Consider the following 13,385-nt stretch of genomic DNA (forward strand, 5'->3'; position numbering starts at 1 on the left):
GACCTGCACATCGAGATCCACGGCGCCGGCGCGCCGCTGGTGCTGCTGCACGGCTGGGCGATGCACGGCGGCGTGTTCGCGTCGCTGGTGGAGCGGCTGGCCGACCGTTTCGAACTGCACCTGGTCGATCTGCCGGGCCACGGCCGCAGCCGCGACAGCGCGGTGGCGCTGGAGCCCGACGCCGTGGTCGAAGCGGTTGCCGCGCAGGTACCGGTGGCGCCCTGGCTGGGGTGGTCGCTGGGCGGCATGTTCGCGCTGCGCGCCGCGGCCACGCGGCCTGCGCAGGTGCCGGCGCTGGTGATGATGTGCTCGGCGCCGCGGTTCGTCCGCGAGTCCTCCATTGCAGGAGCCGCTCTGGCTGCGGCCCCGGTCCCCATCGCGGCTGTAGCCGCTCCCATGGCCGCCGACTCCACAGCCGCCGCGGTCACGGCGGCGACGATGGGTGACGACGCGCGCTACGGCATGTCGCCCGAGATCTTCGCCGGCTTCGCCCGCGGCCTGCGCGAGGACTATCACGGCACCCTGGAGCGCTTCATCGCGCTCGAGGCCTTCGGCTCCGACGATGCCCGCGGCGAGCTCCGGGCGCTGCGCAACGAGGTGTTCGCGCGCGGCGAGCCGCCGGCGGAGGCGCTGGCACAGGGCCTGGACATGCTGCAGTCGGTCGACCAGCGCTCGGTGCTGCCGGCGCTCGAAGTCCCCAGCCTCTGGATCGCCGGCCGCCGCGACCGCGTGGTCGATCCGCGCGCGATGCGTGCCGCCGCCGCGCGCGCGCGCGATGCCGGTTTCGTCCAGATCGAGCACGGTGGCCACGCGCCGTTCCTCACCCACGCCGACGAGGTGGCCGACGCGGTCGCCGGCTTCCTCCTGAAGACGCATGCCGGCACGCAGGCCGACACCGAGGCCGGCACGCAGGCGGGAACGGCATGAACGACATCTTCGACCGCCGCCAGGTTCGCCGCGCCTTCTCGCGCGCCGCCGGCAGCTACTCCGCCGCTGCCGACCTGCAGCGCGAGGTCGAGTCGCGCCTGTTCGAATCCTTGGAATACCTCGGTGAACAGGTGCCCGCCGACATCGTCGACCTCGGCAGCGGCCCCGGAACCGCAGCGGTCGAGCTGCGTCGACGCTGGCCGAAGGCGCGCGTGGTCGCGATCGACCTCGCCCTGCCGATGCTGCGCCAGGTCGCGCCAAAGCGCGGCTGGAACCCGCTGCAGCGCCCGATCGACCGCGTCTGCGCCGACGCCCGCGCGTTGCCACTGGCCGACGACAGCGTCGATCTCATTTTCAGCAACCTGTGCCTGCAGTGGGTCGACGATCTCGACGCATTGTTCGCCGGCTTCCGCCGCGTGCTGCGGCCCGGCGGCCTGCTGCTGTGTTCGACCTTCGGCCCGGACACGCTGCACGAGCTGCGCGCCGCCTTTTCCGCCGCGGACGACAGCGCGCACGTCTCGCCCTTCGGCGGCATCGCCGAGTTCGGTGATGCGCTGATGCGTGCCGGCTTCCGCGATCCGGTGCTCGACCGCGAGGTCGACGTCCATGGCCACGCCGACATGGCCGGGCTGATGCGCGGCCTGCGCCAGCTCGGTGCCACCAACGCGTTGTCCGCGCGCCGTCGCGCGCTCACCGGGCGCGGCCGCTTCGCCGCCGCGCAGGCCGCGTACGAGCCGTGGCGCGGCGACGACGGCCTGCTGCCGGCGACCTGGGAAACCATCACCGCCCTGGCCTGGGCGCCGGCCCACGGACAGCCGATCCGCGAGGGCGGCGAAGACGTGGCGCGCTTCCCGGCCGCGGGCATTCCGGTACGGCGGCGCAGGAGCTGAAGCGCGCCGGCGCGGGTGCCGGGGCGGGAGGCCCGCGACGGGATGCCGCGTGAGGGCGCGCCATCGACCTTCGGCCGCCGCGCAACAGGGGCGCGGTTCATCATGCCGCGCCCATCGCTGCCTACACTCGCCGCATGTCGAAGCCCAACATGCCTGCACTGTCCAGCGCCTTCGCGCTCCTGCTTGCCTGCGTCCTGGCCCAGCCCGCATCGGCGCAGCGCCATGCGATCGACCTGTCGCAGCTCGATCCTGCCGCGGTGCTCTCGCTGGGCGATGAAGTCCTGCTGCGCGCTCCGGACCAGGCCATCGACCGCCTGTTCAAAGCCGTGCACGCCAGCTCACGCTCGGACACGGAGTCCGCGGCCCTGTGCACGCTGTTCGAACCCGATGCCGCGCGCGATGTCTCCGCCTTCCAGCGCACGGTCGATCGGCTTGGCGATGCCAGCCGCGAACGCTTCGCCCTGGCCTTCACCGACATCGCCGTCGCCGGCCTGCAGGGCCAGCCGCAGCACTACGATCCGGTGCACGCGCGCCAGGTGTTGAAGTCGGCGGCGGTGAGCGCCACCTTCCTGCATGAGGGCTTCATGCTTGGCCTGGCATCCGAAGGCAGCGATGACGCCAGCCGCGAGGCGCGTTGCCGCTCCTTTCGCTGGCTGGTCGGCGTGCTCGACGCCCTGCCGCAATCCGATCGGGCCGCGGCCACGCGCTGGTTGTTGCGCGAAGGCCTGACCCTGGTCGGTAGCGGCGGCTGAGCGCGCACTATTCGGGCGTGACCACCAGGTCGCGGTGGAAGAAGTAGACCTCGCGCGCCAGGAAGCGCCACTGTGTGCGGAAGCTGCGGAAGCGCGAACTCGGCGTCGGTGAGCCGATGGCGTCGATGCCCAGATGGCGGCACAGGCGCAGCGCCCGCGCCATGTGCAGCGGATCGCTGACCACGATCACCCGCTGCAGGTTGTGGTCGGACAGCAGGTCGCGGGCACGCAGCAGGTTCTGGTGGGTGGTGCGCGACAGGGTCTCGATCAGGATCGCCTCGGTGGGGACGCCTTCGCGCAGCGCGAAGCTGCGTGCCACCTGCGACTCCGCGAAGCGCGCGCCGTCGCCGTAGCCGCCGGTGAACACCAGGGTCGGGGCGTGGCCGGCCTCGTAAAGGTCGATGCCGTGGCGGATGCGCTCGGTGAACACCGGCGAGGGGCGGGTGTCGTAGGCGGCCGCGCCCAGCACCACGATCGCGTCGGCGGGGCCGGCCTCGTCACGGTTGCCGACGTGCACGATCCACGCCGCTACGCCGGCCAGCCATGCCGTGACCAGCAGCACCAGCCACAGCAGCCAGCGCAGTCGCCGGCGCGGACGGGCACCGGAGTGGCGCCGCCGGCGCCTCATGCGGCCCACGGCAGCGCGTCGAGGTCGACGTTGCCACCCGACAGCACCAGGCCCACGCGCTGTCCGGCAAAACGATCGCGGTTGCCGAGCACGGCGGCCAGGGCGATCGCCGAAGACGGTTCGACCACCTGCTTCATCCGCTGCCAGAGCAGGCGCATCGCGGCCACGGTGTCGGCATCGTCGACCACCAGCACCTCGGCGCCGTGGGCGCGCAGGATGTCGAAGCCGGGCTGGCCCAGCGTGCCGCGCAGGCCGTCGCAGAGCGTGTCGGGGGTGAACTCCGTGACCCGTTCGCCGCGCGCCAGCGAATCCCGGGTCTCGGCTGCACCCGTGGGCTCGGCCAGGTACAGGCGGCATTCCGGCGCGCAGGCGGCCAGCGCCAGTGCCGTGCCCGCGGCCAGGCCGCCGCCGCCCACCGGCACCACCAGCGCATCGAGGGGACCCGCCGCAGCCAGCAGTTCGAGCGCCGCGGTGCCCTGGCCCGCGATCACCGCGGCATCGGCATATGGGTGTACGAGGGTTGCCCCGGTGGCCGCGAGTACCTGTGAGCAGACGGTCTCGCGCGCCTTGATTCCGGGCGCGCAACAGTGCATGACGGCGCCATAGCCGGCGATCGCAGCGAGCTTGGCACGCACGGCATCGGCCGGGACCACCACATGGCAGGGAATCCCGCGCGTGGTCGCTGCCAGCGCCAGCGCCGCGCCGTGGTTGCCGGAGGAGTGCGTGACCACGCCGCGCGCGGCGTCGGCCCCAGGCAGTCGCCAGACCGCGTTGCAGGCGCCGCGGAACTTGAATGCGCCGGCGCGCTGCAGGTGCTCGGCCTTGAACGCCAGGCTGCAGCCCGCGATGGCATCCAGCCCGGACGAGCGCAGCACCGGCGTGGTGCGCGCATGCGGGGCGATGCGGGCCGCGGCTCCGAGGATGTCGTCGAAATTGGCCACGGCGCAGGACATGGCCCCAGACTAACGGACTTGTGGGCAGGGTTCAGCAGCGATACGGGTGCATCGAAAGGGTTAAGCCCCAATTCAATGGCCGTGAAGGACCCTGTGACTGCAACCCAAACAGGGGGACGCGCTATGCGCAAGATCTTGATCATCCTCGCCGCTTCCCTTTTCCTGGGAGGCTGCGCGACGGGCTACGGTTACAGCAGCCATGATCGCCAGGGCTACGGCGACTACTACTACGGCAGCGGGTCCTCCTACGGGGCCTATGGCGACTACTATTCGCCCTACGGCTATGCCGACCATGGCTATGGCGGTTACGGATACGGCGGGCTCGGTTTTTACCGGGGGCTGGGGTACTACGGCGGCCTGTCCGGGTACTACGGCTATCCGTGGTATGGCGGATGGTATGGCCGGCCGGGCTACGTCTATCGCCCGCCCTATCACCGTCCGCACCGTCCGCACCGCCCGCCGAACGATGGCCGGCCGACGGATCCGGATCGCGTCCAGCGGACCCGCTGGGATCGCGACCAGATGGAGGAGCGGCTCAGGACCCGCGGCACCGCCCCAGACAACCGCACGCGTGTGCTGTCGCCAAGGCCCGAGGCCGGCGGCAACAGCGGCCCCAGGCCGCGGATGCGCCAGCCGGCGCCGACGCGGGCGCCCGCGCCTGACCCGCGCAGCCGCAGCACGCCGGCCCGACCCGCGCCACGGTCGGCCCCGCCTGACAACAGGATGCGCAGCAGTCCGCCGCGCGCAGGTGGTGGAAGCGCCGGCGTGTCGGCGCCCGGCGGAAACGCGCCGCGAGCGATCGGCCCCAGGCCTGCAGTGCGCCCGCAGGCGCCCTCACGGGTCGCCCCGTCGCGGCCGGCGCCGTCGCGTGCGATGCCGGTGTCGCAGTCGCGCACGGCGGGACCGGGGCAGCGTCACGCGCCTGCTCCGCGGGCTGCCCCGCCCCCGCGTACTGCTCCAGCGCCACGGGCTGCGACGGCCCCACGTGCCGCTCCGGCGCCCAGGGCCAGCCGGCCCGCGCCTGCCTCCCGGGCGCGGACCCGGGAGGAGTAGTTCGGGGAACGCCGTCTCGTTATGGACGCGCTGGTGCTTGCGTCCGGGGCGCAGTCGTCGCAAGCTTGGGTCGACTGACCGGTTGCGTCGCTTTACGACGTAAACCGGAGTGACCAATGTCGACACCCGGCGGGGGAGCCCGGATCCCCCCTGTTCCGCTCCCGCCGGGGGTCGGCGCCATATCCCGCAGCGCAGGGCCCATGCAGCCCGCGAAAAAAAACGGGGCCGAACGTCCCCCGACGTTCGGCCCCTTCGCTTCCCCGGGATGCGCTTGGCCAGCCCTGTTCCAATCTCCGGCCACGCCCCCCTAGGCGATTGCCATCCCGGGTGCGCATGTATCGGATGCAGGTTGCGTGCCAACTTCCCTCCGCTCACCGCAGACACGCGTCCAGGCGCGATAATCGCGACATGCATCACGACTTCCATCGCCACGACGTCATCGTGATCGGCGGCGGCCACGCCGGCACCGAGGCGGCGCTCGCGTCTGCGCGCGCCGGTGCGCGCACGCTGCTGCTCACGCACAACATCGAAACCATCGGGGCGATGAGCTGCAATCCCGCGATCGGCGGCATCGGCAAAGGCCACCTCGTGCGCGAGATCGATGCGCTGGGCGGTGTCATGGCGCGCGCCGCGGATGCGGCCGGCATCCAGTGGCGCAGGCTCAACGCGTCGAAGGGTCCTGCCGTGCGAGCGACGCGTTGCCAGGCCGACCGCGCGCTGTACCGCGCGTTCGTCCGCAGTGCCGTCGAGGCACAGCCGAACCTCACCGTCTTCCAGGCCGCGGTCGACGACCTGGTGATCGAGGGCGGTGTCGTGCGGGGCGCGGTCACCAATACCGGATTGCGCTTCGACGCCCCGACGGTGGTGCTGACCGCGGGCACGTTCCTGGCTGGCCGCATCCACGTCGGTGAAACTCAGTCGGCGGGCGGCCGCATGGGCGACCCGCCGTCGGTGCGCCTGGCCGAGCGCCTGCGTGACGGACCGTTCGTGGTCGATCGCCTGAAGACCGGCACGCCGCCGCGCATCGATGGCCGCAGCCTCGACTACTCGGTGATGGTCGAGCAGCCCGGCGACGACCCGCGCCCGGTGTTCTCGTTCATGGGCTCGCACGCCGATCATCCACGGCAGGTGTCGTGCTGGATCACCCAGACCACGCAGCGCACGCACGACATCATCCGCGGCGCGCTGCACCGCTCGCCGCTGTACTCCGGGCAGATCGAAGGCACCGGCCCGCGCTACTGCCCGTCCATCGAAGACAAGGTGGTGCGTTTCGCCGAGAAGGCCAGCCACCAGGTGTTCGTGGAGCCCGAAGGCCTCGGCGTGGCCGAAATCTACCCCAACGGCATCTCCACCTCGTTGCCCTTCGACGTGCAGCTGGAACTGGTGCGGTCGGTGCAGGGCTTCGAGCGCGCGCACATCACCCGCCCGGGCTATGCCATCGAATACGACTTCTTCGACCCGCGCGGCCTGAAGGCCACGCTGGAAACCAAGGCCGTGGCGGGGCTGTTCTTCGCCGGCCAGATCAACGGCACCACCGGCTATGAAGAGGCCGCGGCGCAGGGCCTGCTCGCGGGCGCCAACGCGGCGCGCCTGGTGCGCGGGCACGAAGGCTGGGCGCCGCGCCGCGACCAGGCCTATATCGGCGTGCTGGTCGACGATCTCGTCACCCAGGGCACCGTCGAGCCCTACCGCATGTTCACTTCGCGCGCCGAGTACCGCCTGCAGCTGCGCGAGGACAACGCCGACCTGCGGCTGACGCCGGTGGGTCGTGATCTCGGCATCGTCGATGACGCGCGCTGGCACGCCTTCGCGCGCAAGCGTGACGCCGTGGCCGCGGAAGCCGGACGTCTCGGCGCGCTGTGGGCGTCACCGAACAACGCCATCGGCCGCGACGCGTCGGCGGCGCTGGGTATCGACATCAATCGCGAATGCAGCGGCCTGGACCTGCTGCGCCGCCCGGAGCTGGATTACGCGAAGCTTGCGGCCGTGGCGTCGTTCGGCCCGGCGGTGGACGATCCCGCGGTGGCCGAGCAGGTCGAGATCGAAGCGAAGTATTCCGGCTACCTGGAGCGCCAGCGCGAAGAGATCGCGCGCCAGCGGCGCAGCGAGGACGCCGCGATCGGCGACGGCTTCGACTACGCGGTGGTGCGCGGCTTGTCAGCCGAACTGCGGCAGAAGCTCGAGCAGGTGCGGCCGGAGACCATCGGCCAGGCGCAGCGCATCCCGGGGATGACCCCGGCGGCGATTTCGCTGCTGCTGGTGCACCTGGAGCGGGTGCGGCGCGCAAGCGCAGCCTGACCGCGGTCCGCTCAGAACTTCCACGTCGCGCGGACGTACAGGTCGTCATCCCGGCGTGGGCCGGCGGCGCTGGCGGGCAGGTCGATTTCCTCACGGCGGCGGATGCGTGCGTCGATCTGCCAGGCCTGCGTGGCCTGCCACACCCATCGCGCCTCGAGCAGCTCGTCATTGGGCCGGAAGTCGCTCGACAGCAGCCAGCCGTCGGCAACACGGCCATAGACGATCCCGATGTCGTGGTCGGGCAGCACGTCAATGAAGCTGAAGGAGGCCTGCCAGGACAGCGCGTCGGCGTCGCCGGTGCCGGTGTTCATCGCCTCGCGGCGCGGGGTGTCGGGCGCCCAGCCGATCTCGCCGCCAAGCCGTAACTTGGTACCGCCCTGGCCCAGCGGCCATTCGGCGGCGGCCTTGGCGGTGACCGCGAGATGGTCCTCCAGCGTCGGATCGGCGAGGCCGTTCGAGCGCAGCGCCGACGGCAGCCAGGTCATCGTGACCATGCGCTGCACTACGGGGCCGATGGCGGTCTTCGATTCCGCGGCGACGAACAGGCCGGCGCGCGAGCCGCCCTCGGCGAAGTCCAGCGGGCGGCGCAGCGTGCCGGTGGGACCGCGACGATCGTTGTGGCGCGCGATCACATGCGTGGTCCAGTCGGTGCCGCGCCACTGCCACCAGATGCCGTCGGTCCAGGTGATGTCGAAGTTGGTGCTGTCGTTCTGGTCGAGCGACTTCTTCATGATGTCGTCGATACCGAACGCGGCCTGGAAGCGGCCCAGGCGCAGGCTCCAGGGCGACTCCGCCGGGCGGTACTCCAGGTAGGCCTCGTCGATGGTCGCCTGGCCGTCCTCGAGTCCGGCGGGCCCGGGCGCGTAGGTCCGCAGCCAGAATTCGTCGTTGCCCTGTTCCGTGTCCAGGCGCGCGGCCACGCGACCGCTGGCGTGCCAGCCGCCGCCGAGTTCGCCGCGCACGCGGAAGCGCACGCGGGCGCGGACGCTGTCGGCGTCGGTGGTGGCGCCGTCGCGGGCGCGGGTTTCGGAGGCGACGTAGCCGAAGCGGATGTCGCCGCTGGTCTGCCAGGCGTCGTTGGCCTGCGCGCCGGCGGCGGCGAGTGCCAGGGTGAGTGCAAGCGCGATGCGTCCGGCGGGAAGTGTCGCGGATCGCCGGGCGAGCCGGCCCTCGATTGCGTGCATGTCGTCGACCTCCTGGCAATGCGGCCGCCGGGCAGGTGGACCGGTCGGCACCGGATCGTGGACGGAGTATCCGCAGTCGCTCGCCGCGGTGCCTTGACCCGCATCAACCCCGACGCAGGTCCCGCGCTAGTGCCCCGCGGCGTCCCCCGGCGGCGGTGCTGGGGACGCGTCGAAGCGCCGGCGCAAGGTGTCGGCCAGGCTGGCGCGGGTGAGTTCGCCCATGTGCGTGTCCACCAGCCGCCCTTGGGCGTCGAAGAACAGGGTGGTGGGCAGGCCGCGGGTGCCGGTCTCGAGCATCGTGCGCGAGTGCGGGTCGAGCAGCATGTGTTCGAACGCCAGCCCCTGCCCGTCGAGGAATTCGCCGATGGTGCCGCGGTCCTCGCCCTGGTTCACCAGCACGAAGGCCACACTTGGATACTTCGCCTGCGCCTCCGCCAGCACCGGCATCTCGCGCCGGCAGGGCGGGCACCAGGTGGCCCACATGTTGAGCACCACCGGTTGCCCGGAGTGGACGCCCAGCGTCGTGGGCGTGCCGTCCAGCATGGCCAGTTCGAAGACCGGCAGGGGCGGCGCCGAGTTCCGAAGCAGCGCCAGCGTGCCGCTGAAGGCCAGCCAGGCCAACATGCCCGCGGCGATGCCGGCCAGAAGCGGCGGCCGCAGGGGCTTCGCGCCGGCGCTGCGCCACCATGCGAAGGCGATCGCGACCGGCAGCCCAGTCCACCACAGGAAGCCGCCGTCGCCGATGGCGATGATCGATTTCGGCGCTGCAGCGTAGTCCGGCCACCAGCGCAGCACGTAGCCGATGCGCGCCGCCAGCAGGCCGATGAACAGCGCATCGATGAACCAGGCGCCCGCCACCTTGTGTGGCAGGTCGGGGCCATGTGGCGAATCCGGCAGGCGCCTGGCCCACGCGCGAACGGCCAGCCATGCCAGCAGTGCCGCCAGCGCGACGATGACCGTGCGCATCGGGAAGGGACCCAGCGAGCTCATCCGGGTCGGGCTTCAGGCCTGGTCCGGGTGCCGTTCAAGCCACTTGGCCAGCCGCTCGCGATAAAGCTGCAGTTCGTCGCTGTAGCTGTCGTTCACGCAGGGATCGCAGCCGCTGTCGCAGCAGTCGCTGGGCAGGGGCGGCTCGGGCGGGGCCGGACGCGGGTCGTTGTCGTGGATGGAATGCGGCTGGTTCATGGATCCGGGTATTGTCCCACGCGGCATCCGGGCGAACGCCCTGCCGGGCTGAACAGCGCGTGCCGGCGATGGGGCTGGCAGACGCCTGGCAGCATCGGACCTGTGAAAGGGAATGTCGAAGGGGAGGGACATGATGGCCACCGCACCTGGATCCCGCTGGAACCTGCGCGCCGATACCGAGCAGGGCGTTCTGCGCATCTCGGTCACCCTGATCGTGCTCTGGGCCGCGGTGGGCATCGGCTTCGGCCCTGCTGGTGGCGAACCTGATCGCCAGCTCCGCCGCCGGGGACCTGCGCAGCAGGCGGCTGGCCGAGCGCTTCACCATGGGCTTCTGGCACCTGGAGCCGATCGTGCTCGGGGCCGAAGGCCTGTTGCTGACCGGCGCGGCGATCTACGCGCTGATCAACGCCATCGATTCCTTCATGACCGGCGGGCGCGATCTGCATTTCGGCCAGGCGCTCGTGTATGCGGCGATCACGCTGGTCGTGTGCATCGCGATGTGGCGCTTCGAGCTGCGGGCCAACCGGCACATGGGCATCGTGCAGCGCCATGGTTTCCTCGACCACCGTTCGAATTCACCGCCGACCCGGAGTGGGCCGACTAGCTGCGCTTGGCGCGGGCGAAGGCCTCGGCAAGGGCGTTGTTGGCGGGCGCGGCCGATGGCTTCGGCGCACCACCGCCTGGGCGGCCACCTTGCGGAGCGTTGCCGCCACCGGGACGGTCGCGCCGCGGGCCGCGCGCGTCACGGGGGCCGGCATCGCGGCGCGCCTGCTCGCGTTCCTCGCGCGGCGCGGGCGTGTCGTCCAGGCGGCAGGTCAGCGCGATGCGCTTGCGCGCGACATCGACCTCCATCACCTTCACCTTGACGATGTCGCCGGCCTTCACCACCTCGCGCGGATCCTTGACGTAGCGATCCGACAGCGCGGAGATGTGGACCAGGCCGTCCTGGTGCACGCCGATGTCGACGAAGGCGCCGAAGGCGGCGACGTTGCTGACCACCCCCTCCAGGACCATGCCTTCGCGCAGGTCCTTGATGTCCTCGACGCCGTCGGCGAACTTCGCGGCCTTGAACTCGGGGCGCGGGTCGCGACCGGGCTTCTCGAGCTCGGCCAGGATGTCGCGCACGGTGGGCTCGCCGAAGCGTTCGTCGACGTAGTCGCGGGCCTTGAGCGTGCGCACGAAGCCGCCGTCGCCGACCAGCGCCTGGATCGGCCTGCCGGTGGCGGCGACGATGCGTTCAACCACCGGATAGGCCTCGGGATGCACGGCGGACGCGTCCAGCGGCTGGTCGCCATCGGCGATGCGCAGGAAGCCGGCGCACTGTTCGAAGGTCTTCTCGCCCAGGCGCGGCACCTTGAGCAGATCCTTGCGGCGCTTGAACGGGCCGTTGGCGTCGCGGTGCATCACGATGTTCTCGGCCACCGTCGACGACAGCCCGGACACGCGCGCCAGCAGTGCACTCGATGCGGTATTCACGTGCACGCCGACGGCGTTCACGCAGTCCTCGACGCGCGCATCGAGCGCGCGCGCGAGACGGTACTGGTCGACGTCGTGCTGGTACTGGCCGACGCCGATCGCCTTGGGCTCGATCTTCACAAGCTCCGCCAGCGGATCCTGCAGCCGGCGCGCGATCGACACCGCGCCGCGCAGCGACACGTCGAGTCCGGGGAACTCCTTCGCCGCAAGCTCGGAGGCCGAGTACACCGACGCGCCGGCCTCGCTGACCACGATCTTCTGCATCGGAAGTTCCGGCACGAGCTTGAGCAGGTCGCCGGCCAGGCGATCGGTCTCGCGTGACGCGGTGCCGTTGCCGATCGCGATCAGCTGCACGCCATGCGCGGTGCACAGCTTCTTCAGCGCGGCCAGCGACTGGTCCCACTGCCGGCGCGGCTCGTGCGGGAAGATCGTGTCGGTGGCGACCAGCTTGCCGGTGGCGTCGACCACGGCGACCTTCACGCCGGTGCGCAGGCCGGGATCGAGGCCGAGCACGGCCTTGGGACCCGCGGGCGCGGCCAGCATCAGGTCCACGAGGTTGTCGCCGAACACGGTGATCGCCTCGGCCTCGGCCTTCTCGCGCGCCTGCGCGAAGAGATCCAGCATCAGGTGCAGCTGCAGCTTGGCGCGCCAGGCCAGGCGGCAGGCGTTGAGCAGCCAGGCGTCGGCGGGGCGGCCGGCGGCGCGGATGCCAACGTGCAGCGCAATGCGGCCCTCGGCGTAGGCGTTGCCGGCCTCGGCGTCGCTGCCCGGATCGAGCTCGAGCTGCAGGAACTCTTCGCGGCGGCCACGGAACAGCGCCAGCAGGCGGTGCGAAGGGATCTTCGCCAGCGGTTCGGCGTGGTCGAAGTAATCGCGGAACTTCTCGCCGGCCGCTTCCTTGCCTTCGGCGACCTTCGAGCGGATCACGCCCTGCGCGGACAGCCAGTCGCGCAGCTCGCCGACCAACGCAGCGTCCTCGCCCCAGCGCTCGAGCAGGATCGCGCGTGCGCCTTCCAGCGCGGCCTTGGCGTCGGCCACGCCTTTGTCGGCATCGACGAACTGCGCGGCGAATTCTTCGGGCACGTGCGAAGGATCGGCCAGCAGGGCGTCGGCCAGCGGCTCCAGCCCGGCCTCGCGAGCGATCTGCGCGCGGGTGCGGCGCTTGGTCTTGTAGGGCAGATAGAGGTCTTCCAGCCGCGCCTTGCTGTCGGCGGCTTCGATGTCGCCGCGCAGTTCATCGGTCAGCTTGCCCTGCTCTTCGATGCTGGCGAGGATCGCGGCGCGCCGGTCCTCGAGTTCGCGCAGGTAGGCCAGGCGCACTTCGAGGTTGCGCAGCTGGGTGTCGTCCAGGCCCTCGGTGACTTCCTTGCGGTAGCGCGCGATGAAGGGCACGGTCGCGCCTTCGTCGAGCAGGCCGACGGCGGACTCCACCTGGCTGCGTCGTGCGCCGATCTCGTCGGCGATGGTCTGGGCGATCTTGCGCGCGAGCGCGGGCGTGGCGTCAGGCATCAGTGGTCTTGCATCGTGCGGCGCAAGCCGCGGGACCGTCGATTGTCGCCCCGCGCCGCGATGCGCGGTACCCGTTGACAGCGCGGCGCGCGCGGGTCAGGCGCGACGCACGACCGAGTTCTTGTTTCGCGCGCGTCGCCAGGGCAGCGGCAGGCCCAGCAACATCAATGCCGCCCAGGCGATGCGGCTGGAGAGGCTCTCGCGATCCGGCGGCTGGAGCTCACCGGCGTCCTGTGCGGCGTTCCCTGCGCCATCGCATCCCTCTTCGTACAGCGCATCGTCATCGAGCGCGTATTCACCCGCCTCGAGCGCCGCCAGCACGCGGCGCGCATGCACCGCCTGTGCGTCGGGCACGCGCAGGCGCATGCCGCCGATCGCGAGCCGCCACTCCCAGTTGGCGATCGCGGTACCGGTGTCGTCCAGGCGCGCGGGGATGCCTTCGGCCTGCAGCAGGCCGGCCGCGAGCTGGGCTTCGATCGGATCGGTATAGGCGGCGACGGTGGTGAACATGGGCAGGGCCTACGGTACGC

General features: G+C 71.4%; 11 protein-coding genes and 1 pseudogene. 5 read left to right on the forward strand and 7 right to left on the reverse strand.

The window, feature by feature from the left end:
• Positions 1-3 precede the first annotated feature (3 nt).
• The 3 genes from ACW5E8_RS09895 to ACW5E8_RS09905 all read left to right on the forward strand — a co-directional run bounded on the left by ACW5E8_RS09895 (position 4) and on the right by ACW5E8_RS09905 (position 2,569).
• Positions 4-927 (forward strand): alpha/beta fold hydrolase, encoded by a 924-nt coding sequence (locus ACW5E8_RS09895; RefSeq protein ID WP_456965729.1) that lies wholly within the window; start codon positions 4-6, stop codon positions 925-927.
• Positions 924-1,817 carry a malonyl-ACP O-methyltransferase BioC gene (bioC, locus tag ACW5E8_RS09900; protein WP_456965366.1) on the forward strand — a complete coding sequence of 298 codons (894 nt, stop codon included), beginning with the start codon at positions 924-926 and terminating at the stop codon, positions 1,815-1,817. The genes ACW5E8_RS09895 and bioC overlap by 4 nt, the downstream gene beginning before the upstream one ends.
• A gap of 149 nt (positions 1,818-1,966) precedes the next feature.
• On the forward strand, positions 1,967-2,569 hold the full coding sequence (locus ACW5E8_RS09905; protein ID WP_456965367.1) for a hypothetical protein: 603 nt from the start codon (positions 1,967-1,969) through the stop codon (positions 2,567-2,569).
• A gap of 7 nt (positions 2,570-2,576) precedes the next feature.
• Here ACW5E8_RS09905 and ACW5E8_RS09910 read toward each other — a convergent pair whose 3' ends face one another.
• Both ACW5E8_RS09910 and ACW5E8_RS09915 read right to left on the reverse strand, forming a co-directional pair.
• Entirely contained in the window at positions 2,577-3,197 is a 621-nt protein-coding gene (locus ACW5E8_RS09910; RefSeq protein ID WP_456965368.1) for a YdcF family protein, read from the reverse strand.
• Positions 3,194-4,150, reverse strand: a complete 957-nt coding sequence (locus tag ACW5E8_RS09915) for a pyridoxal-phosphate dependent enzyme (protein ID WP_456965369.1) — start codon at positions 4,148-4,150, stop codon at positions 3,194-3,196. Before ACW5E8_RS09915 ends, ACW5E8_RS09910 begins: the two co-directional genes overlap by 4 nt.
• Positions 4,151-5,611: 1,461 nt before the next feature.
• On the opposite strand from ACW5E8_RS09915, the gene mnmG reads away from it, so the two are divergent.
• Positions 5,612-7,501, forward strand: coding sequence for a tRNA uridine-5-carboxymethylaminomethyl(34) synthesis enzyme MnmG (mnmG, locus tag ACW5E8_RS09920; protein ID WP_456965370.1), 1,890 nt, complete (start codon positions 5,612-5,614; stop codon positions 7,499-7,501).
• An 11-nt stretch (positions 7,502-7,512) separates the two neighbouring features.
• Here the strand turns inward: mnmG and ACW5E8_RS09925 are convergent, their stop codons facing one another.
• From ACW5E8_RS09925 to ACW5E8_RS09935, 3 genes are all read right to left on the reverse strand, one after another.
• Positions 7,513-8,685 (reverse strand): porin, encoded by a 1,173-nt coding sequence (locus tag ACW5E8_RS09925; RefSeq protein ID WP_456965371.1) that lies wholly within the window; start codon positions 8,683-8,685, stop codon positions 7,513-7,515.
• A gap of 126 nt (positions 8,686-8,811) precedes the next feature.
• Positions 8,812-9,675 carry a prolipoprotein diacylglyceryl transferase family protein gene (locus ACW5E8_RS09930; RefSeq protein ID WP_456965372.1) on the reverse strand — a complete coding sequence of 288 codons (864 nt, stop codon included), beginning with the start codon at positions 9,673-9,675 and terminating at the stop codon, positions 8,812-8,814.
• A 12-nt stretch (positions 9,676-9,687) separates the two neighbouring features.
• Positions 9,688-9,870: an oxidoreductase-like domain-containing protein gene (locus ACW5E8_RS09935; protein ID WP_456965373.1), complete on the reverse strand. Its 183-nt coding sequence runs from the start codon at positions 9,868-9,870 to the stop codon at positions 9,688-9,690.
• Between the two features lie 254 nt (positions 9,871-10,124).
• Here ACW5E8_RS09935 and ACW5E8_RS09940 point away from each other — a divergent pair.
• Positions 10,125-10,358, forward strand: a pseudogene (locus ACW5E8_RS09940) (cation transporter); the annotation flags it as partial.
• 112 nt (positions 10,359-10,470) lie between these two features.
• Here ACW5E8_RS09940 and ACW5E8_RS09945 read toward each other — a convergent pair.
• Both ACW5E8_RS09945 and ACW5E8_RS09950 read right to left on the reverse strand, forming a co-directional pair.
• The gene (locus tag ACW5E8_RS09945) at positions 10,471-12,855 is read right to left on the reverse strand and encodes a Tex family protein (protein WP_456965374.1); all 2,385 of its coding nucleotides are present in this window, start codon (positions 12,853-12,855) and stop codon (positions 10,471-10,473) included.
• A 96-nt stretch (positions 12,856-12,951) separates the two neighbouring features.
• On the reverse strand, positions 12,952-13,365 hold the full coding sequence (locus ACW5E8_RS09950; RefSeq protein WP_456965375.1) for a putative signal transducing protein: 414 nt from the start codon (positions 13,363-13,365) through the stop codon (positions 12,952-12,954).
• Positions 13,366-13,385 lie beyond the last annotated feature (20 nt).

Source organism: Luteimonas sp. A649, assembly GCF_054072735.1.